Here is a 20993-nt window from a genome sequence, read left to right as displayed (position 1 = left end):
TGTTTGGCGGTCGGGCGCGTCCCGGGAAGGATGGCGCTGTGGATCAGAACCCCGAAATCCGGCTCGAGGACGCGGGCCCCGGCTCCCGGACGATCATCGACGCGACCGGTGCCGTCCTCGGCGGCCTCACGCTCACCGGCGAACGGCTCGAGTTCCGGGTGGAACCGTGGGCCAGGCGCCGCGGCGCGGCGACCGCTGCGGTCCGCGAGTTCAGCCGGACCGCCCTGGCCGGTGGGCTGGACCGGATCGAGCTGCTGATCCCGTGGGACGCCCCCGCCGCCCAGCGGGTCGCGCTGGCCGCCGGTTACACCCGTGAGGGGGTTCGCCGGGGCGACCCCGAACTGCTCGTCTACTCCCGTCTGGCGGGCGACCCGGAAGAACCGGCCCTGCGGCTGCTGCCTGATCTGCCGGGCGGCGAGCTGTCCGACGGCGTGGTCACCCTGCGCCCGCTCGGCGAGCAGGACATCGACTTCTACACCGAGCTGCACAACGTGCCGGACGTGATCGCCACCAGCGTGCCGCCGGAGCCGAAACAGGCTGGTGAGATCCACCGGCGCTGCTCGCGCGCGGAGGCGCACTGGCTGGCCGGCAACCGGGCCGACCTGGTCATCGTCGAGACCGCGACCGGGGCACGGGCCGGCGAGATCGACCTGTACTACCAGGAGCCGCCCACCGGTCAGGCGATGATCGGGTACAGCATGCTCCCGGCGTACCGGAAAAGGGGTTTCACCTCGCGCGCCGCGCAGCTGCTCGCCCTCTGGGTCTTCGCCGAGACGGGCATCACCCGTCTGATCGCCGGCACGTTGCCGACGAATCTCGGCTCCCAGCGGGTGCTGGAGAGCGCGGGTTTCACGCGCGAGGCATACCTCCGGTCGCGGCTTCCCGGCCCGGCCGGCACACGCCTCGACGACGTGCAGTTCGTGCTCCTCGCCGAAGACCTGCTCGCGCAGGCCTCCGGCAGAGGAGCGGACTCACATGCCTAGGCTGAGAATGCCGTAGTCGTAGCCACGGCGGCGATAGACCACGCTCGGCCGGCCGCTCTCCTTGTCATGGAACAGGTAGAAGTCGTGGCCGACGAGCTCCATCTGGAAGAGGGCGTCGTCGACGGTCATCGGCTCGGCCGAGTGCTCCTTCTCCCGTACGATGCGCCACGGCTGGTCCTCGTCGTGCTCGGTCGGCTCGGTGTCGAGGGCCGGTTCGGTCAGCGTGGCTGTCCGTCCGTGCGTCAGATCGGTGGGGAGGTTCGCGGTGGCCGCAGCGACGGAGACCGGCGCGTGCCTTCCACGATGTACCCGGCGCCGGTCGGCGGAACGACGCAGCCGGGCGTCCAGTTTGTTGATGGCGCAGTCCAGGGCTGCGTAGAAATCCTGTGCCTGGGCCTCGGCGCGTACCACCGGCCCCTTGGTCATGACCGTGATCTCGACACGCTGGCAGGTGTCGGACTGTCGCGGATTGCGTTCGTGGAAGAGCTCCACGTCGGCCCTCATGAGCTTCTGGTCGTATCGCTCGACCTTGCTCAGCTTGTCGGCGACATGCTCTCGATAGTGGTCGGGAACCTCTACGTTGCGGCCCTTGACGACAATGTCCACTCGTGACCTCCCCCAACGTTGTGCTTCCGGACGCCGATTCGCGGCGCGGCCGGGCTACTGGGTGAAAAACACCGCATCAAGATCAACGATCGGATGCGGCCCATGAGAGTGAGACGACTCCTTTCCGGTGAGGCGGAATGCTCCCGGCGGCGGATAAGCCTGCGCGCTTACCCTCGTCACCTAGACGCTAACCCTCCTATGCCCGACAGTCACCCCTCGTTTGGGATACCGGAAGGCTGACCTTCGCCTCTATCGGCAGACTGGGGCAACTTCACAGTCAAATGCCGGGGCTGATCTTGCGCAACTCTGTCGCTGCGAGCACTGCGGCGCCCGTGACCTGCATGTCCGCCTCCTCAAGCCGACGCACCACCGCCGCCAGAGTGGCACCGGTGGTAACGATGTCGTCCGCCACCACCAGCGTGCCTCGGGATCTGTCGTCGCGTCGCAGAACGCCGATTCGGGATGTCATTCGCAGCGAATTGACAGCTACTGTCGCTCGTTCGGATGCATCCAGTGACGTTGAGTCAGGCCGCGGCAGTGCACGAAGCGGCTGCACCACGTTCACCCGGTATCCCGCGGTCCGTAACCGCCGGGCCGCGTGATCCGCCAGGCGGGCCATGTGGTCGCCGTACCGCTCCCGGCGGGCCGCCGAGGTCGACGGCACCGGCACCAGGGTCACCGGGCGGTCCCGCGGAGCGAGCGCCGCGACCGCACCGGCCAGCAGCGTCCCGAGCGGCCCGGCGAGCCGGTGCCGGCCCTTCTCCTTGTACGCCAGCAGGGCACCCCGCAACGGCCCCGAGTACGCCCCCACCGCGACGCAGGCCGGGAAACCGGGCGGCGGCGGGGTCGGCGAGGCCGTCCGCGGCCGCAACGACTCGAGCGCGGCCACACAGGGCGGGCACGTGCCGTACGTGAGCCGCACCCGGTCCGCCCCGCACCCCGCACAGGCGCTCGGCAGCACGAGGTCGGCGAGTTCCGGGAGAACCATGTCAGTTGAGGTAGAACGGCGCCTGGGGCACCACTTCGGGCCGCGGCTCACCGGTCTGCCCAGCCAGATCCTTCGCCAGTATCTGCACCGGCGAGGAGAGCGCCTCCCACGCGTTGGGACCGGTCGAGTAGAGCACCGTACCGACGTTGTTGCGCCGGGTGATCGGGTTGGCCGGGTAGGTGGTGAGGTAGGTCACCTTCTCCTCCTTGCCCATGTCCGCCAGCACCGGGCTCAGCAGCCCCCCGTCGATCGACAGGTAGGTGATCGAGATGCGCTGGTCGACCGGGAGCACACCGGCCACCGCGAGCCAGCCCTCGCCGCTGAAATCCACCGCTGTGACAAGCGAGAACGGCGAGAAGATCTGATTGAGGGCGGTGAGTGCCATCCCGTTGCCGCTGACGTTGAGCACCGCCCGGTAGAGCCGGCCGCCGACCACGAGGGCAACCCGGTGCCCGTCCGGCGCCACGGTGATCGCGGTGATCGAGCCGGACGGGCTGGACCACGCCACCTCCTGCGCCGCACCGCCCTTCGCGCTGAACCGCCACAGCCGGCCGCCCGCGATGATCAGCCCGAACGCCCCCTCGGCGCCCTCGGCCGGGGTGATCGCCCAGACCGGGTTGCCGAGACCGGCCGGCAGGCCGGGGATCTCGTTCAGCTTGGCCTGCGAGCCGACCGGCGCGCTTCCCACACGGAGCCGCTCGTTCTTGCCGGTGCCGGTGACCAGGGCCGCGAAGATGTGCGTGCCGGACGTGCCGAGGGCCGCCAGCGAGACGTCCTTGTTGGCCTCCGGAGCGAGGCCGGGCACCAGGTCCAGGTCGGGCCGGGACGATTCCGTCAGCCTCCGGACCGTGCGGTCGTAGATCACGTACCGCTCGGGGGTGGCTACCAGGCGGGCCGAGGAGTTGCTGGCGAGGAAGTCCTCATCGGAGTAGGTGCGGGCGTCCTGATGACCGACCACGAGTTCCAGGAACTCCGGCAGGCGGTTCCGCAGCGACCACTGGATCTGTTTGCGCAGCCGTTCCATGGCCTCGTCGGCGCCTTCGGTCGGCACCGCCTGCGCGCTCAGCCTGATCTCCAGCCGGTCGTCCCGGATGGCGGGCACCTTGCTCTCCAGCTTGGTGCCTTCCGGCAGGGGCTCCACGGCGTCCTGCAGCCACGGGGCGGGCCCGCCGATCAGCCAGTTCAGGATGATCGTCGGCTCCTGCTCGATCGGTACGTCGCTGAGCAGGTAACGGATGTCGGGCACCAGGCCGGTGCGCTCGGTGTTCCAGAAGTAGATCGTGCGCTCGTCGTAGAAGGTGTCCAGAGCCTTGTCGCTGAGCAGCAGGAACGGTGGCGCCTGGCGCACGTAGAGCCCCTCGCCGACGACCTCGTCGAGCTGGAGCTCGTACGTGTCGAGGACCTGCTCGGCCGACGGTTCCAGCAGGCCGTTCTTACCCAGCGTGCCGAGCTCCTGGTACGGGATCTCGACGGTGTCCCGGCCCGGCTCGACGACAAGCGATCCGGTCAGCCGGATCACGCGGGGCGCGGGCGGCGGCTTGAAGCCCTCCCGGGAGTCTGGCGCCATGAACTGCTTGACCCGTTCGACAGCACTGTCGTAGTCACCCGCCGCGGCGCTCAGGTAGTTGTTGACGAACTCGGTGCGGTCGTTGGTCGAGTCCCGGGCGATCCGGCTGCGCAGGCCGCCGCCGCCCGACGAGGTGCCGGTGGACGGGCCCGGACCGACCACGGCCACGTCCGAGTTGTCGGGGATGCCGCAGCCGCCCAGCAGCAGCAGGGCGATCGTGGCGCCGGCCATCGCACGACGGAACATCAGCTCACCTCCGCGGTCCGGTCCCGGGGAATCAGCGGCAGCGGCGCGGCCACCAGCCGGTCGCCCGCCCGCACCGGCAGGGTGAGCCGGAACTGGGCGCCCTCACCGGGTGAGCCCCACGCCTCCAGCCAGCCGCCGTGCAACCGGGCGTCCTCCACACTGATGGACAGCCCGAGGCCGGTACCGCCGGTCTGCCGGGCCCGGGACGGGTCGGCCCGCCAGAACCGGTTGAACACCAGCCGCTCCTCACCGGGCTTCAGGCCGATCCCGTGATCGCGCACGGTGACCGCCACCGCCGCGTCGTCGGTCGCCATGGTGATCAGCACCGGTTTCGCCTCGGCGTGCTCGACGGCGTTACCGACCAGGTTACGCAGGACCCGCTCCACCCGCCGCGGGTCGACCTCGGCGATCACCGGCGTGTCCGGCAGGTTGAGCTCCAGCTCGACGCCGGCCCGCTCGGCCAGGCCGGTGAGCCGCTCGGCCACCCGCTCGACGATCGGGACCAGGTCGGTGTGCTCGGCGTCGAGCGCGGCGAAGCCGGCGTCGAACCGGCTGATCTCCAGCAGGTCGGTGAGCAGCTCCTCGAAGCGGTCGAGCTCGGCCTGCAGCAGCTCGGCGCTGCGGGCCACCGCCGGGTCGAACTCCTCCCGCTCGGAGAAGATCAGATCCGCGGCCATCCGTACGGTGGTCAAGGGTGTCCGAAGTTCGTGAGACACGTCCGAGGTGAACCTGCGCTGCAGGCGGGACATCTCCTCGAGCCGCACGATCTGCCGCTGCAGGTTCGCCGCCATCTGGTTGAAGGCGGCCGCCAGCAGGGCCAGGTCGTCCTCGCCGTTCACCTTCATCCGCTGGTCGAGCAGGCCGGCCGAGAGCCGCTGCGCGGTCCGGGCCGCGACCCGGACCGGGGTGACGACCAGACGGGTCACCAGGCCCGCCACCACACCGAGCAGGATCACCAGGGCCAGGCCGGTGGCCAGCACGGTGGTCCGCATCAGGTTCGCGTCCTGGTCCTCGCTGGTCAGCGGAACCATGTAGTAGAGCTCGACCTGCCCGAACCGGGTGGGCACCGGTGACCCGTACACCAGGTATTTGGTGGTCTGGCCGTTGATCTCGGCGGTCCGGATCTGTTGCCGGACCCCGCCGCCCTCGCCGGAGACCGCCCGGATCATCTCCGAAGTGATCAGGTCACGCGGGTCGACGTTGTTCGGCACGGTGACCGCCGAGAGGTCGGGATAGCCGTCGGCGCGGATCGAGATCACCGAGTCGCCCCGGGACGAGGCCACGCCGCCGAACAGCTCGTTGACCAGGTCCTTGAGCGCGCTCGGCAGCTCCGGGTCACGGCTCTGCGGGTAGAGGGTGAGCTGATCCTCCGCATATCTGACCTTGGTCGTCAGCGCGGCGCGCGCCTCGTCCTCGGCGCGTTTCAGCAGGATCTCGGCACTGCGGTCGGCGATGAAGCCGCCGAACGTGCCGACCAGCAGGCTGGAGGCGACCAGAGTGATCGCCACCACCCGCAGCTGGAGCGAACGGCGCCAGGCCCGCCGGGCGGGCGCCGTGTAACGCATCAGGTGCCGGACGAGCAGGCGCCACCAGCGCCGCACCAGTCGGAGGGCACGGCGCAGGGGCATCGGAAGCCAGGCAGGAGCACGCATCTCGCGGCAAGGTTAGCCGCTCGGGGCGATCAGCCGGTGCCCGCCTTGTAGCCGACACCACGGACCGTCAGGATGATCTCCGGCCGCTCCGGATCCGGTTCGATCTTGGCGCGCAGCCGCTGCACGTGCACGTTGACCAGGCGGGTGTCGGCGGCGTGCCGGTAACCCCAGACCTGCTCCAGCAGCACCTCGCGGGTGAAGACCTGACGCGGCTTGCGGGCCAGGGCGACCAGCAGGTCGAACTCCAGCGGCGTCAGTTTCACCTCCTCGCCGTCCCGGGACACGGTGTGTGCCGGCACGTCGATGGTGATCTGGTTACCGGGTGGCCCTATGGTCAGCGTCTCCGGCGCGGCGTCCTCACCCCGGCGCAGCCTGGCCCGCATCCGGGCCACCAGCTCCTTGGGCTTGAACGGCTTCACCACGTAGTCGTCGGCCCCGGACTCCAGGCCGAGCACCACGTCCACGGTGTCGCTCTTGGCGGTCAGCATGACGATCGGGATGCCGGACTCGGCCCGGATCGCCCGTGCCACGTCGATCCCGCTCATGCCCGGAAGCATCAGGTCGAGCAGCACTATGTCGGGGCGGTTCTCCCGGAAGGCGGCCAGGGCTCGTTCACCGTCCGCCACGAAAGAGGGCAGGAAGCCTTCGCTTCGCAGGACGATGCCGAGCATCTCGGCCAACGCTGGGTCGTCATCGACGACGAGTACCCGGGCTCTCATGCGGTCCAATATTGCACTGTCCTCCCGGTCTTCGCGTTACCTGGGGGCCGATCTTGCCCCGGGAGCCTACTACTGGGACGGAAAAACGGGCGGTCCCGGTCCGGGACCGCCCGTGGCGTGCGATCAGGGTGTGATCACGCGCTGGGCCGGTCGAACTCCCCTGCACGGACTCCGGCGAGGAAGCCGGTCCAGTCCGGGGCTCCGAACCTGAGCACCGGTCCGGTCACGTCCTTCGAGTCGCGCACCAGCACCGTCGACGGCGCTCCGGCGACTTCGACGCAATGCCCGGCAGCGCCACTGCGGCTGCTTTTACGCCAGGTCAGCGTGATGTCCTTCATGATCATCTCCTTCCGTGGAATGCTTCTCCATTGGACCCCACGGCAAGGACTCAACGGCCGACCCGATCCCTCGTCTCAGCGATGGCCGTTCGGCTCTCTTCTGGCGACAATGAGCGTTCCTGCAGGTCATCGAAGGCGTCCCGGTACACGTCGATCTCCTCTGGCTTCACCCGGAAGAGGCCGCCGGTCAGCCCTTCGATGTGCACCACGGGCGCCCTGGTCCCCGGCGCGAATTCCAGCACCATGAAGGACTCGATCAGTCCGGCGTGCGCGCCCGCCTGGAACGGCAGGACCTGCAGGTCCACGCCGGGCCGGCTGCTCGCCTCGTAGAGCCGGTTCAGCTGCCGGCGCTGCACGTCCGGCCCGCCGATCTGGCGCAGCAGGACCCCTTCGTCGATGACGATCCGCAACTGCGGCGGCGGCACCCGGCTCAGCGTGTTCTGCCGGCCCATCCGCAGCGCGAGCCGGCGCTGGATGACCGCCGAGTCGTCGATGTCCGCGCCGGTCTCGATCACGGCGCGGGCGTACTCATCGGTCTGCAGCAGGCCCGGAACCACCTGCGCCTCCCACTCGAAGATCCGGACCGCCTCGGACTCCAGGGTCAGATACTCGTCGTACGGGTCCGGCACCGACGACCGGTACGGCGTCCACCAGGCCCGCGCCCGCCCGCGCCGGGCCAGGTCGCGCAGCCGCCCACGATCCTCGACCGCGACGCCGTAGAGGGTGAGCAACCGGTCCAGGTCCGGCTCGCTGATGCCGGTGTGTGCCGTCTCGATCCGGCTGAGCTTCGACTCCGACCAGCCCAGGGCCGTCGCCACATCGACAGCGCGGCGCTCACCGCGGAGCCGGCGCAGTTCACCGCCCAGCTCCCGGCGCGCTGTGGATGTCGGCCTCGCCACGCGAACAACCATATCTTTTGCAAGTTGCACAACGGTCTATGCACTTGCAGGTTTCTCAGTAACGGTAGTGCTCCGGCTTGTACGGTCCCTCCACCGCGATACCCAGGTATGCGGCCTGCTCCTTGGTGAGTTCGGTCAGCCTCACCCCGAGCGCGTCCAGGTGCAGCCGGGCCACCTTCTCGTCCAGCATCTTCGGCAGCACATACACCCCGACGGGGTACTCCTCGGTCTTGGTGAAGAGCTCGATCTGCGCGATCGTCTGGTTCGAGAAGCTGTTGCTCATCACGAACGACGGATGACCGGTCGCGTTGCCCAGATTCAGCAGACGCCCCTCGGACAGCACGATGATCGAGTGGCCGTCGGCGAAGCGCCACTCGTCGACCTGCGGCTTGATGACGATCCGCTGCACGTCACCCCGGCGGGCGAGACCTGCCATGTCGATCTCGTTGTCGAAGTGCCCGATGTTGCCGACGATGGCCTGATGCTTCATCCGGGCCATGTGCTCATGGGTGATCACGTCGAAGCAGCCGGTGGCCGTGACGAAGATGTCCGCGTAGCTCACGACGTCGTCGATCGTCGCCACCTGATAGCCGTCCATCGCGGCCTGCAGCGCGCAGATCGGGTCCACTTCGGTCACGATCACCCGGGCACCCTGCCCGCGCAGCGACTCGGCGCAGCCCTTGCCCACGTCGCCGTACCCGAGGACGACCGCCACCTTGCCGCCGATCAGCACGTCGGTGGCCCGGTTGATGCCGTCGATCAGCGAGTGCCGGCAGCCGTACTTGTTGTCGAACTTCGACTTCGTCACCGAGTCGTTCACGTTGATCGCCGGGAACAGCAGCGTCCCAGCCTGCTGCATCTCGTACAGCCGGTGCACGCCGGTGGTGGTCTCCTCGGTGACCCCCTTGATCCCGGCCGCGGTACGGGTCCAGCGCCTGCCGTCCTCGTTGAGGCTGCGCCCCAGAAGCCCGAGGATCACCGCGTACTCCTCGGAGTCCGCGGTCTCCGGTGACGGCACCGCACCGGCCCGCTCGAACTCGGCGCCCTTGTGCACCAGCAGGGTCGCGTCACCGCCGTCGTCGAGGATCATGTTGGGCGCCTCACCGTCCGGCCAGAGCAGGACCTTCTCGGTGCACCACCAGTACTCCTCGAGCGTCTCGCCCTTCCAGGCGTACACCGGCACCCCGCTCGGCTTCTCCGGCGTACCGTCGCGCCCCACGACGATCGCCGCCGCCGCGTGATCCTGCGTCGAGAAGATGTTGCAGGAGGCCCAGCGCACCTGGGCACCGAGCGCGGTCAGCGTCTCGATCAGCACCGCGGTCTGGATCGTCATGTGCAGCGACCCGGTGATCCGCGCTCCGCGCAGCGGCTGCTTCGCCCCGAACTCCGCCCGCAGCGACATCAGACCGGGCATCTCGTGCTCGGCCAGCTCGATCTCCTTGCGGCCGAACGCGGCCAGTGCCAGGTCGGCGACCTTGAAATCACCCTCGGCGAGCGTGGTGGTCATGGCGGGACTCCCGGGTTCTCGGCATCCGAAGCAGCGGTTCACTCTAAGCCGATCAAAGGCCGCAAACCCCTTGTTTCGTACGACCTAAGCGCCCTTCGAACGCACCTTCGCGGTCCCGTGCCGATCGCCCGCGACGAGCACGCGTCGGCTCACCCGGGCTGCCGCGCTCACCGCCACCCCGATCCCGTCCACTTCCGGCGAGACGTCCCGCGTTTCGCGTGGTCAGGTGCGGGGTGGAGCGGACCGCGAATCGCCACGCTGCTGGAGTTGTTGCCTGCGGTTCCGGGGCGCCGTGGAACTCAGGTGATGGTTCCGCGACTTCCGGCGGCCCGGGATAGCGAACGGGGCGACAGGTCGAAACCCGCCGCCCCGTTCATCCCCCCGGTTTGGTACCGCGCGCGTCCGTGGGACCCCCCGATCACCAATGACGCTGCGTACTCTTAGATTCACACTCCGCAACCATCATGTCAAGTTATTTGCAGAAATTTCGGGCACAAATGCTGGACAGACGGTTACGTCGGGCCACCGTGCGGGGCCGGCCCGGAGCTGTCAGGCAGGGACCGCCGCGACGAAGAGCCGACCGGTGCCGGCCACCTTGATCGCCCCGGCGCCGGCCGGCACGTACGCCGCCGTGCCCGGGCCCAGCTCGACCGGTGTGCCGTCCTCACTCTGACCGGCGAACACCGTGCCCTCGGTGCACAGGACGATGCGCGGGCCGCGGGCGGGCACCTCGATCGGCGGGCGCGTGCCGTCCAGCTCGATCCGGTAGAGGACGAAGTCACCCACCGGCACCGTCCAGGTTTCCACGCCCGGCTCCACCGTGGTGGCGGGCAGCAGCGGATCGTCAAGGACCTCGAAGCGTAGCACCCGCAGCAGCTCGTCGACGTCCACCCGTTTCGGGGTGAGCCCGCCGCGCAGCACGTTGTCGCTGGCCGCCATCAGCTCGACGCCGAGACCACTGAGGTACGCGTGCAGGTTGCCGGCCGGCATCCAGATGGCCTGGCCGGGAGCCAGCCGGACCAGGTTGAGCAGCAGGGCGACCAGTACGCCCGGATCGCCCGGGTAGTGGCCGGCCAGGTCGGTGGCGAGGCGGAACGAGTCGGCGTGCGCGTGCCCGGCCGGGATGGCACGTGCCGTGGTGACCACGTCGTCGATCAGCGCCTTCCGATCGTCGGAGGGCCAGGTCAGCAGGAGCCGGACCGCCTCGGCCAGGTCACCGCCGTGCAGGGCGGTCACCACGGGCTCGAGCCGGGGAAGCTTGAACTCGCTGATCACCGCGGCCGCGACCGCCGGGCTCCGGAAGCCGCAGAGTGCCTCGAACGGCGTGAGCGCCACCAGCATCTCGGGCTTGTGGTGCGCGTCGGTGTAGTTCTTGGGTGCGGCCGGATCGGCCTCCTGACGGGCGTACGCCTGTTTCGCGTACTCCGCGTCGGGGTGGGCCTGCAGCGACAGTGGTGCGGCGGCGGCCAGGACCTTCATCAGGTACGGCAACCGTGTCCCGAAGGTACGCACGACGTCGTCGCCGAGCTGTCCGGCCGGGTCACCGTCGATCAGCCGGATCAGGTCGATCGGCCCGTCCGGCCCCGGCACGGTGGACGGGTCGCCGGGATGCGCGCCGAGCCACAGTTCCGCCTCGGGCCCCTCGGTGGGGGTGGGACGGCCCTGCAGCCCGGCGATCGCGGTCCGGGAACCCCAGGCATACGGCCGGATGACTCCGGTCAACGGATACACGGTCATACCCGGCAAATTAGCAGTTGGCAGCCACTTCCGCGGTTACTGGAGGCCCTCCGGGACGGGGTTGGAGAGCTCCTTCATCTCGCTGATCGCCGGCACCGCCATCGGGTCGAGGCCGTGCGCGAGCGCCAGGTAGAGCGAAGCGTAGTCGGGCACCGCGACCAGCGAGGCCAGCCGCTCCAGCGACGAACCGCCCTCGGCCGTGAGCACGTCGCAGCGCACCCCACGCCGTTCGGCGAGCGTCTGGATGGCGTCGGCACGCCGCTCCTCGACGGCCACCGGCTCGTCCGCGTCGTCCTCCGGGTTGAGCCCGCCGTCCCGGAACACCACGAGCCGGAGCCGGGTCCGCTCCTCGTCGGCGTCGTCGTCCGGGTCGGCGAAGATGTCCCGCGAGGTCTCGGCCAGCCCGCCGAACACGCCGTCGAGCAGACCCACCCGTCCCCGGCCGGCCTCGCCGAGCGCGCCGGCCATCACCGGGTAGCGGGCGTTGGCGGCCAGCGTGTCGGCGAACCGCCGGGCGGCGACCGTGGCCAGCGGCGAGGAGCCCCAGACGATCGGCACCGAGCCGGCCAGCCCGAGGGCCAGCTCCTTGGCCGGGTTGACGAACGAGTCGGCCCCGGGACGGCACCGCTCCGCGTCGGCGTCCAGCCGCATGGCGGTCTCGGCGATGTCCGCCTCGGCCAGCTTGGCGAGGCCCAGCGCGCGCCCGGCGAACAGCACCGGGATGGTCAGGCCCCAGAGAGTGGCCCGGGCCGGGGCCCGGCGCGGGACACCGATGAACGGCGCACGGGCGCGTTCGGCAAGCGCTTCCAGGTCGGAACCCGGGTTGCCGATGGCGACCAGCCGGGCGCCGCGGCGGGCGGCTGCCTCAGCCGCGGCTAGGGCCTCCGGGCTGCGGCCGGAGGCGGAGACCGCGATCACGACATCGGCCGCACCGACCCAGCCGGGCACGCCGGCGCTGCGGTGGCCGATGATCGGTACCGGGCAGCGCGGGCCGGCGACGGTGGACAGGATGCTACCGGTGAGACCGGCGGTGCCGATGCCGGCGACCACGACGGCGCGTGGCCGGCCCTCGTCGGCGAGCATGCTGAGGTCGACCTCGGCGGCCAGCGCCGCGGCCTCGCGCACCTGGGCGCCCGCCGAGGCGGTGGCCCGCAGCATGCCGCCCGGGTCGTTGGCGAGCATCGACTTCTCGTCGTTGAGCAGCGACTCGTCGGCGATGCGGTGCCCGTTGACTCCCGCGGAGCCGCTCAGTGGGCCGGCCATCACTTGTTCTCCTCACCGGAAGTGGCGGACGAGCCGGCCGTGGGCGACGAGCCGGTTGTGGACGACGAGCCGGTTGTGGACGACGAGCCGCCGGTGGCGGAGGAGCCGGATGTGGCCGACGAGCCCGCGTCCTCCACGTCGGAAGTGGAAGTGGAGGACGAGCCGGCGGGGGACGACGCCGATCCCGGCTCGCGCGCCTCGTCGAGAAGCAGGATCGGGATGTCGTCCCGGATCTCGAAGATCCGGCCGCATTCGGTGCACGTCAGAGTCTGCGCACCCGCGTCGTATTCGAGGGGCGCGTGATGCGTGTCCGGGCAGGCCAGAATCTCCAGCAACTGCTGATCGAGCGCCACCGACGTACTCCTAATCACCGCGAGAGAACTGGGTCGAGGCGATCCTATCCACGAACGATGGCCAGAACCTCGTCACGCAGTTTCGCCATCCGGTCCGCGTCGGGGGCCTCCACGTTGAGCCGCAGCAACGGCTCCGTGTTGGACGCCCGCAGGTTGAACCACGCACCGTCGCCGACCTGCACGGTCATGCCGTCGAGCTCGTCCACCGCGGCGGCCGGGAACGCAGCCCGGACCTCGGCGATCTTCGCGGTCGCGTCGGCCACCGTGGAATTGATCTCACCTGAGGCGGCGTACCGCTCGTACTCGGCGGCGAACTCCGACAGCGGCAGCGGCTGCCCGCCGAACGCGGCGAGCACGTGCATGGCGGCGAGCATGCCGGTGTCGGCGAACCAGAAGTCCCGGAAGTAGTAGTGCGCCGAGTGCTCGCCACCGAAGACCGCGTTTGTCGACGCCATCTCGGCCTTGATGAACGAGTGGCCGACGCGGCTGCGTACCGGCTTGCCACCGTGCTCCAGGATGATCTCCGGCACCGCGGCCGAGGTGATCAGGTTGTGGATGATCGTGCTGCCCGGGAACTTCGCCAGCTCGCGCGCCGCGACCAGCGCGGTGATCGCGGACGGGGAGACCGGGTCGCCCTTCTCGTCGATCACGAAGCAGCGGTCGGCGTCGCCGTCGAAGGCGAGGCCGATGTCGGCGCCGTGCTCGCGGACCGCCCTCTGCAGGTCGACCAGGTTTGCCGGGTCCAGCGGGTTGGCCTCGTGGTTGGGGAACGAGCCGTCCAATTCGAAGAAGAGCGGCGTGATGGTGAGCGGCAGGGCCGGGAGCACCTGGTCGCCGAGAACGGCCGGGACGGTGTAGCCGCCCATGCCGTTGCCCGCGTCCACGATGACCTTGAGCGGCCGGATGCCGGACAGGTCGACCAGCGAGCGCAGGTGGGCCGCGTAGTCCTTGAGCACGTCACGCTGCTCGACCCGGGACGGGCCGTCGGCCTCCGCGTTCAGGTCGGCGAGCAGCTGCTGGGCGCGCTGCCGGACCACGACGAGTCCGCTGTCCTGGCCGACCGGGCGGGCGCCGGCCCGGCACAGCTTGATCCCGTTGTACTGGGCGGGGTTGTGGCTCGCGGTGAACATCGCACCGGGCAGGTTCAGTGAGCCGGAGGCGTAGTAGAGCTGGTCGGTGGAGGCCAGACCGATGTTGATCACGGCGGTTCCGGCCGCGTTCACCCCGCGGGCGAAGGCGGCGGCCAGCCCGGGGCCGGACTCGCGCATGTCGTGCCCGATCACGATCTGATCCGGCTCGTCGCCGGACTCCCGCAACATCTCGACGAACGCCGTGCCGATAGCCCGGGCCACCGTCTCGTTGAACTGGTCCGGGACGGTTCCCCGCACGTCGTACGCCTTGATGATCTGCGACAGATCAGACACTGCTCACCCCTGAAAGAAAGTCCCCTTTGGCCCGAGGGTAGCGGAGTGTCTGGTACCCCCAGGTTTTAACCGCGCGACCGGTCGGTCAACTCAGCAGATCCCGGCAGACACGGTCCGCGGCCCTCGTCGTCTCCGGCAGGCGATAGCGCGGGGTCAGCCGGAGCGTCAGCGCACAGGCCCGGTCCAGGTCGATCCGGTGCCCCACGGAGACGAAGACCGGCTTCACCCCCGACCGGGTACGCAGGACGGCTCCGACCGTCTCGCCCCCGTCGATCAGCGCCGAACGATCACCCCGCCGCTCGCCGACCGGCTCCCAGTCTCCCACCAGCCGGGTCTTCCCGACGCCGAACGCCGGGAGATCGGTCAGCACGCCGAGATGCGCCGCGAGCCCGAACCGGCGCGGGTGAGCCAGGCCGTGCCCGTCACAGATCAGCACCTCGGGACGGACGGTCAGCCTCTCGAGGGCGTCCATCAGCGCCGGCACCTCACGGAAGGCGAACAGGCCGGGGACGTACGGGAAGGCGGGCCGCCCACGGACCACGGCGGTGTCGGCGACCGAGAGGTCGGCGGTGTTCAGCACCACGACGGCAGCCGCGAGCCGGTCGTCGTCGGCCGAGTAGGCCACGTCGAGTCCCGCCACGGTCGCCGGCGCGACCGGGCCGCCCTCGAGAACCATGCGGGAACGCAGGACGTCCTGCACGGTCAGGGCTTCTTGTTCGGTACGGGGCCAGGGCTGCACGGCCCGAAGCGTAGTTACTGTTGTCTCTCGCGGTGACGCGGGTCACGATGGGGCAGGAGGTGCTGCCGGTGAACCCGTGGCTTGCTCTGACCCCCGGAGACGATCCCGCCGAACGGATCCGTCAGGTCGGCCGCGCCCACGAGAGGTTCCTGGCGGGTGAGCGGCGTCCGGGGCAGATGCGTCCGGTGGTGGCCGACTCCTGGGCCCGCTCGGCGGCGTTCGTCCGCGCCGACACCACTCCCCCGATCGAACTGGCCGACGACGACCTGGAGGCCTACCGGTCGGCGCACCCACTCGCCCGGGTCATGCCGATCTTCCGGGACCTGCTGGGTGGGCTGGCCGAGGACGGCGACCACATGATGGCGGTCTGCGACGCGCACGGCCGGCTGCTCTGGGTCGAGGGGCATCCGGCCACGCTGCGGGGTGCCGCGTCGATGAACTTCGTGCCGGGTGCCCGCTGGGACGAGGCACACGCCGGGACGAACGCGCCGGGCACCGCGCTCGCCGTCGACCACGCGCTGCAGATCTTCGCCACCGAGCACTTCAGTCATCCGGTGCAGCGGTGGACGTGTGCGGCGGCCCCCGTCCACGACCCCGGCACCGGCCAGCTGCTCGGGGCCATCGACGTCACCGGCGGTGACCATCTCGCCAACCCGCACAGCCTGGCGCTGGTCCGCGCCACCGCGCTGGCCGCGGAGGCGTACCTGCGCGGGGTGGTGGAAGTCCCGCAGAAACCGCGGGTCGCGGCACTCGGCCGGGACGAGGCCGTGCTCGCGTGGAACGGCCGCACCATCCGGCTCGGGCGGCGGCACTCGGAGTTGCTGGTGCTGCTCAGCGTCCATCCGGAGGGGCGCACCGGCGATCAGCTCGGTTTCGACCTGTACGGCGACGACGTGAACCCGGTGACGGTCCGCGCCGAACTGTCCCGCCTGCGCCGCATCCTCGGCCCGGAACTGCTCGACTCCCGGCCCTACCGGCTGCGCACCCACGTGGAGGTGGACTTCGGCACGGTCGGCCGGCTGCTGGAGCAGGGGCGCACAGCGGACGCTCTGGCGGCGTACCCGGGAGAACTGCTGCCGGGATCGGACGCGCCGGGGATCGCGCGGCTGCGACGCCGCATGGACGACCGCTTGCGTGCCGCCGTGCTCGCCGAAGGCGACCGGCGTCTGGTGCAGACCTGGCTGAACCGTCCATGGGGCGGCGACGACCTGGAGATGTGGGAGGCCTACGCGGCGCTCGCCCCGGCCGACCCGGTGGCCGCCCGCCGGGTCGCCGCACTGAACCGCGAATACGGGTGCAACGTTCCTGCAACGTGAACGTAACTAAGGTCCGCCCCGAATGAGGAGGCGAGACCGTGACCGTCTACACCCCGCCCGGTTCCGAGGGCTCGATCGTCAGCTACCAGTCCCGCTACGACCACTACATCGGCGGGGAGTACGTCCCGCCGGCCAAGGGCCAGTACTTCACCAACCCGTCCCCGGTGACCGGCCAGATCTTCACCGAGGTCGCCCGCGGCACCGCCGAGGACGTGGAGAAGGCCCTGGACGCGGCGCACGCCGCCGCTCCCGGCTGGGGCCGCACCTCCGCCGGGGAGCGGGCCAACATCCTCAACCGGATCGCCGACCGGATGGAACAGAACCTCGAGAAACTCGCCGTCGCCGAGGCCTGGGAGAACGGCAAGGCGGTACGGGAGACGCTCGCGGCCGACATCCCGCTCGCCATCGACCACTTCCGTTACTTCGCCGGTGCCATCCGCGCCCAGGAGGGCACCGCGGGGGAACTGGACGAGGACACCGTCGCCTACCACTTCCACGAGCCGCTCGGCGTGGTCGCCCAGATCATCCCGTGGAACTTCCCGATCCTGATGGCGGTCTGGAAGCTGGCGCCCGCACTGGCCGCCGGCAACGCGGTCGTGCTCAAGCCCGCCGAGCAGACCCCGGCCTCGATCCACTACCTCTTCTCGCTGATCGGTGACCTGATCCCGGCCGGTGTGGTGAACATCGTCAACGGGTTCGGAGCCGAGGCGGGCAAGCCGCTGGCGAGCTCGAACCGGGTCGCCAAGGTCGCGTTCACCGGCGAGACCACCACCGGGCGCCTGATCATGCAGTACGCCTCGGAGAACCTGATCCCGGTCACCCTGGAGCTGGGCGGCAAGAGCCCGAACATCTTCTTCGAGGACGTGAGCCGGGCCGACGACGAATTCTTCGACAAGGCGCTCGAGGGCTTCGCGATGTTCGCCCTCAACCAGGGCGAGGTGTGCACGTGCCCGTCCCGTGCCCTGATCCAGCAGAGCCACTACTCCGACTTCCTGGCCGCCGGCGTGAAGCGGGTGGAGAACCTGAAGCAGGGCAACCCGCTGGACACCGACACCCAGGTCGGCGCGCAGGCGTCCAACGACCAGCTCGAGAAGATCCTCTCGTACCTGGACATCGGCCGGCAGGAGGGCGCGCGTGCCCTGACCGGCGGCGCCAGGGCGGAGATGCCGGGCGATCTGGCCGGCGGGTACTACGTGCAGCCGACGATCTTCGAGGGCCGCAACAGCATGCGGATCTTCCAGGAGGAGATCTTCGGGCCGGTGGTCTCGGTCACCCCGTTCAGCGACTTCGACGACGCCATCAAGATCGCCAACGACACGCTGTACGGGCTGGGCGCCGGCGTGTGGACGCGGGACGGCAACCAGGCGTACCGGGCCGGACGGGCGATCAAGGCGGGCCGGGTCTGGACGAACTGCTACCACCTCTATCCGGCGCACGCCGCCTTCGGTGGCTACAAGCAGTCCGGCATCGGCCGGGAGAACCACAAGATGATGCTCGACCACTACCAGCAGACGAAGAACCTGCTGGTCAGTTACTCCCCGAAGGCGATGGGCTTCTTCTAGGCCATGACCGCCGCCACGAGGGTCGACGTGACTCCCGCGGCCGCCGACATGATGCGGCAGCTGCGGGAGCAGCACGGTCCACTGATGTTCCACCAGTCCGGCGGCTGCTGCGACGGAAGCTCGCCGATGTGTTACCTGGAGGGCGAGTTCCGTACCGGCGGATCCGACGTGCTCTTGCAGTCTCTGGCGATCGAGGGGGTGCCGGAGCCCATCACGTTCTGGATGTCGGCCTCGCAGTTCGCGTTGTGGAAGCACACACATCTGACGGTGGACGTGGTCCCCGGCCGCGGCTCCGGCTTCTCGCTGGAGGCGCCCGAGGGCGTCCGGTTCCTGATCCGCTCCCGCCTCCTCACCGAGGCTGAGCTGGCCGAACTGGGCTAATCCGTTCGAGGGGCGGTGTCCTGCCGGCACCGCCCCCAGCCGTGTAGACCTTTCGGACATTTACCTTCTTGACCGCACCCCATCGGTGACTGGCGATCGGCTTCGGGCGAAACTTGACGCATTACCGGTTTCGCGCCAAAGAAACACATCGATTGGCGATCTGCGGTGATCCGAGGCATCCTCGGCACTCGCGCAACCGACCCCGGGGAGGTCTCATTGATACGGCTGTCGCATACGCGGAAGGCTCTCGCGATCAGCGTCGCGCTGATCATGACGGGGCTCGTCGGTCAGGCGACCGCGGCGACCACCACCGCACAGCCGCCGGCCCCCTCGGTCGCACCACCGCCGAGCGCTCCCGCTCCGGCCTCCCCCTCGACGTCCGCGCCGGCCGCCAAGCCGTCCCCGACGACGCCGCGCACCGAGGGCACCTCGATCGCCCGGATCAACAACAAGCCGAAAGGCCGGACCGGCCCGGCCGGCAGCCTGCTGGTCACCGGCACCAAGGGAGTCGCCCTCACCTTCGACGACGGGCCCGACCCCGACCTCACGCCCAAACTGCTCAAACTCCTCGCCAAGGAGAAGGTGAAGGCCACGTTCTGCCTGGTCGGGACTCAGGCGCGGCGGCACCCTGACCTGGTTCGCGCGATCGCTCAGGGCGGGCACAGCTTCTGCAACCACTCCTGGAACCACGACCTCAAACTCGGCAAGCGGTCCCACCACGCGATCCGCGCCGACCTGGAACGCACCAACGCCGCCATCCGGTCCGCCGTCCCGGACGCCAAGATCCGGTACATGCGCGCGCCCGGCGGCAACTTCACCCCGGCTCTCGTCAGGATCTCCGCCGAGCTCGGCATGCACTCGATCTACTGGAAGGTCGACCCGCGCGACTGGGACCAGGCTCCCGGCGTCTCCCGCGAAGCCCAGGGCCAGAAGATCATCCGCTTGGTCAAGAAGCACACCGGACCCGGCGCGATCGTCCTCTCCCACGACTACGCCCAGCCCGCCACCATCGACGCCTACCGCGTCCTGCTGCCGTGGCTGCGCAAGCGTTTCCAGCTGGTCGCCCTCGTCTGACGGCACCCCCAGCCGCACTTCCCGCACCGCGGCGAGTTGCCGCACGCACCGCTTCCACGCCGGCGCACCCAGGGCGGCATACGTCTGGCGCGGCGTGGGGCGAGCGACCTGCCCGCGTCGCCTGACGCGCCGGAAGGGAACGAAGCCGCGCGAGGTGGCGGCTCGTCAGTGGGAGGGCGGAATCACCCGTAAGTGGCCACGCCGGCCGGTCTGGTGACCCGGCGTGTGGTCGGCCTCGTCCGGACGCGGGGTGATCGGGCGGGCCGCCTCGCGGACGGCCTCGGCAAGGGCCACGAGGTCGTCGGTGGTGGGGGGCGGGGGCGCGAAGTCACCGTCGTGGCGGACCAGTTCCCAGCCTCGCGGGGCGGTGAGGCTGCGGGCGTGCGGCTCGCACAGGTCGTACGTGTGGGGTTCGGCGAAGGCGGCGAGAGGGCCGACGACAGCCGTGGAGTCGCCGTAGACGTAGGTCAGCGTGGCGACCGCCTGTCGGGGACAGCCGTTCCGGGAGCAACGCCGTGGTGACCTCACGGCGGCAACTTATCTCCCCGTTCGCGATTCCGGGTCGTGTTGCGTCGCGACACGCCGACCGGGGCGTATCACGATTCGGCGATGTTCGTTGAACACGCCGCCTCGTTGGGGCGAATCCCCGGCGCGGACACACGGGGAGAACGGGCTGACCACGTCTGTCGCCCGGGTGGGGATACGCTGGCCGCGTGACCACCAGCCCCGAACGCCGCCGCACGGATGGCAAGGCGCCGCGCAAGCCCGGTCCGGGGCATCCCGCGCGCCGGGACCGGCACGGGCGCGGCCTGCGTGGCCGCCTGGTGCCGGCGACCGTTCCGCTGGCCCGCACGAAGGCCGAGATCTTCGACGACCTGGTGCTGGACACCGTCGAGAGCCTGGAACGCCGCTATGCCAAGGAGCTGGCCGGCGTGGAGTTCGCGGTCGAGGATGTGCCGCCGGAGCTGAACGTCTACGACTCGGACGTGCTCGAGGACGGCGAGGTACCCCTGGCCCGGCTGCTGCCGGGCCGTCCGGGGCGGCATGAGCTGCCGCCGCGGATCGTGCTGTACCGACGCCCGCTGGAATTCCGGGCGATGGATCGCGAGGACCTCGCCGACCTCGTCCACGATGTGATCATCGAGCAGGTTGCCAACCTGCTCGGGGTGGATCCCGACGAGTTGGCTTAGGCGACCCGCCGCTTCAACTTGCGACGTTCACGTTCGGACAGTCCACCCCAGATGCCGAAACGTTCGTCATGGCCGAGTGCGTACTCCAGACAGTCGGCCTTCACATCACAGCGGCCACAGATGCGCTTAGCCTCGCGCGTCGAGCCACCTTTTTCAGGGAAGAACGCTTCGGGATCGGTCTGTGAACACAGTGCCCGCTCCTGCCACTCGGGCGCGTCCCCGAGCAGGTCTACCCCTTCAACCTGCGTCGTTTCCATCGGCGTGCCTCCAAATTCCGCGCCGGTACGAATCCAGCGCTGACCCCCCACGCACGCGGCGTGTTTTTGTGGGTACGACGCCTTTGTGCCACATCGTCCCCACAACCCCACCAAAATTACACGCGTGTAAGACGTGCGTCGTCAAGCCGAACCTGCTAAATGGCCCCGTTTACCGCACGTGTGAGAACGGAT

At 69.8% G+C, this 20993-nt stretch carries 20 protein-coding genes and 1 pseudogene; 6 read left to right on the top strand and 15 right to left on the bottom strand.

Annotated features, from left to right (window positions below):
* The first annotated feature begins 38 nt into the window (after positions 1 to 38).
* Positions 39 to 983 (top strand): GNAT family N-acetyltransferase, encoded by a 945-nt coding sequence (locus AB0G04_RS30285; RefSeq protein ID WP_360989428.1) that lies wholly within the window; start codon positions 39 to 41, stop codon positions 981 to 983.
* On the opposite strand, the gene raiA is transcribed toward AB0G04_RS30285, so the two are convergent.
* From raiA to nfi, 13 genes and pseudogenes are all read right to left on the bottom strand, one after another.
* Positions 972 to 1589, bottom strand: a complete 618-nt coding sequence (gene raiA, locus AB0G04_RS30280; protein ID WP_106315367.1) for a ribosome-associated translation inhibitor RaiA — start codon at positions 1587 to 1589, stop codon at positions 972 to 974. The genes AB0G04_RS30285 and raiA overlap by 12 nt on opposite strands.
* Before the next feature lie 277 nt (positions 1590 to 1866).
* Positions 1867 to 2577, bottom strand: a complete 711-nt coding sequence (locus AB0G04_RS30275; RefSeq protein WP_360989425.1) for a phosphoribosyltransferase family protein — start codon at positions 2575 to 2577, stop codon at positions 1867 to 1869.
* A gap of 1 nt (position 2578) precedes the next feature.
* Positions 2579 to 4390 (bottom strand): LpqB family beta-propeller domain-containing protein, encoded by a 1812-nt coding sequence (locus AB0G04_RS30270; RefSeq protein ID WP_360989421.1) that lies wholly within the window; start codon positions 4388 to 4390, stop codon positions 2579 to 2581.
* Positions 4390 to 5955 (bottom strand): MtrAB system histidine kinase MtrB, encoded by a 1566-nt coding sequence (mtrB, locus tag AB0G04_RS30265; protein WP_360989517.1) that lies wholly within the window; start codon positions 5953 to 5955, stop codon positions 4390 to 4392. Before mtrB ends, AB0G04_RS30270 begins: the two co-directional genes overlap by 1 nt.
* A gap of 116 nt (positions 5956 to 6071) precedes the next feature.
* Entirely contained in the window at positions 6072 to 6761 is a 690-nt protein-coding gene (mtrA, locus tag AB0G04_RS30260) for an MtrAB system response regulator MtrA (RefSeq protein ID WP_360989419.1), read from the bottom strand.
* Between the two features lie 134 nt (positions 6762 to 6895).
* Positions 6896 to 7105, bottom strand: coding sequence for a DUF397 domain-containing protein (locus AB0G04_RS30255; protein ID WP_360989415.1), 210 nt, complete (start codon positions 7103 to 7105; stop codon positions 6896 to 6898).
* Between the two features lie 44 nt (positions 7106 to 7149).
* Positions 7150 to 7998: a helix-turn-helix transcriptional regulator gene (locus AB0G04_RS30250; protein WP_360989413.1), complete on the bottom strand. Its 849-nt coding sequence runs from the start codon at positions 7996 to 7998 to the stop codon at positions 7150 to 7152.
* A 55-nt stretch (positions 7999 to 8053) separates the two neighbouring features.
* Positions 8054 to 9505, bottom strand: a complete 1452-nt coding sequence (gene ahcY / locus AB0G04_RS30245) for an adenosylhomocysteinase (protein ID WP_360989410.1) — start codon at positions 9503 to 9505, stop codon at positions 8054 to 8056.
* Between the two features lie 549 nt (positions 9506 to 10054).
* Positions 10055 to 11236, bottom strand: a complete 1182-nt coding sequence (gene manA, locus AB0G04_RS30240; protein WP_360989515.1) for a mannose-6-phosphate isomerase, class I — start codon at positions 11234 to 11236, stop codon at positions 10055 to 10057.
* Positions 11237 to 11278: 42 nt separating this feature from the next.
* On the bottom strand, positions 11279 to 12505 hold the full coding sequence (locus AB0G04_RS30235; protein ID WP_360989407.1) for an SIS domain-containing protein: 1227 nt from the start codon (positions 12503 to 12505) through the stop codon (positions 11279 to 11281).
* Positions 12506 to 12696: 191 nt separating this feature from the next.
* A pseudogene (locus AB0G04_RS30230) lies at positions 12697 to 12858 on the bottom strand (Trm112 family protein); the annotation flags it as partial.
* Between the two features lie 44 nt (positions 12859 to 12902).
* Complete coding sequence (locus AB0G04_RS30225; RefSeq protein WP_360989404.1) at positions 12903 to 14282, bottom strand: phosphomannomutase/phosphoglucomutase; 1380 nt, start codon at positions 14280 to 14282, stop codon at positions 12903 to 12905.
* 85 nt (positions 14283 to 14367) lie between these two features.
* Positions 14368 to 15021 carry a deoxyribonuclease V gene (gene nfi, locus AB0G04_RS30220; RefSeq protein WP_360989401.1) on the bottom strand — a complete coding sequence of 218 codons (654 nt, stop codon included), beginning with the start codon at positions 15019 to 15021 and terminating at the stop codon, positions 14368 to 14370.
* Between the two features lie 47 nt (positions 15022 to 15068).
* Between nfi and AB0G04_RS30215 the strand changes: the two genes are divergently transcribed.
* The 4 genes from AB0G04_RS30215 (at position 15069) to AB0G04_RS30200 (ending at position 19354) form a co-directional block, all read left to right on the top strand.
* Positions 15069 to 16337 (top strand): GAF domain-containing protein, encoded by a 1269-nt coding sequence (locus tag AB0G04_RS30215; RefSeq protein ID WP_360989512.1) that lies wholly within the window; start codon positions 15069 to 15071, stop codon positions 16335 to 16337.
* 38 nt (positions 16338 to 16375) lie between these two features.
* On the top strand, positions 16376 to 17899 hold the full coding sequence (locus AB0G04_RS30210) for an aldehyde dehydrogenase family protein (RefSeq protein WP_360989398.1): 1524 nt from the start codon (positions 16376 to 16378) through the stop codon (positions 17897 to 17899).
* Between the two features lie 3 nt (positions 17900 to 17902).
* On the top strand, positions 17903 to 18280 hold the full coding sequence (locus AB0G04_RS30205) for a DUF779 domain-containing protein (protein WP_360989395.1): 378 nt from the start codon (positions 17903 to 17905) through the stop codon (positions 18278 to 18280).
* Between the two features lie 270 nt (positions 18281 to 18550).
* The gene (locus tag AB0G04_RS30200; protein ID WP_360989392.1) at positions 18551 to 19354 is read left to right on the top strand and encodes a polysaccharide deacetylase family protein; all 804 of its coding nucleotides are present in this window, start codon (positions 18551 to 18553) and stop codon (positions 19352 to 19354) included.
* Positions 19355 to 19519: 165 nt separating this feature from the next.
* Here the strand turns inward: AB0G04_RS30200 and AB0G04_RS30195 are convergent, their stop codons facing one another.
* Positions 19520 to 19882, bottom strand: a complete 363-nt coding sequence (locus AB0G04_RS30195) for a DUF3499 domain-containing protein (protein WP_360989389.1) — start codon at positions 19880 to 19882, stop codon at positions 19520 to 19522.
* A gap of 296 nt (positions 19883 to 20178) precedes the next feature.
* Here AB0G04_RS30195 and AB0G04_RS30190 point away from each other — a divergent pair, with 296 nt between their 5' ends.
* Positions 20179 to 20544, top strand: a complete 366-nt coding sequence (locus AB0G04_RS30190; protein WP_183223054.1) for a metallopeptidase family protein — start codon at positions 20179 to 20181, stop codon at positions 20542 to 20544.
* Here the strand turns inward: AB0G04_RS30190 and AB0G04_RS30185 are convergent.
* Positions 20541 to 20801 carry a WhiB family transcriptional regulator gene (locus AB0G04_RS30185; RefSeq protein WP_106315381.1) on the bottom strand — a complete coding sequence of 87 codons (261 nt, stop codon included), beginning with the start codon at positions 20799 to 20801 and terminating at the stop codon, positions 20541 to 20543. The genes AB0G04_RS30190 and AB0G04_RS30185 overlap by 4 nt on opposite strands.
* Positions 20802 to 20993: the final 192 nt, after the last annotated feature.

Source organism: Actinoplanes sp. NPDC023801 (assembly GCF_040639655.1).
In the GTDB taxonomy this organism is placed as follows: domain Bacteria; phylum Actinomycetota; class Actinomycetes; order Mycobacteriales; family Micromonosporaceae; genus Actinoplanes.
Note: the sequence above shows the minus strand (reverse complement) of the source record. Positions and strands in the feature narration are given on the sequence as shown.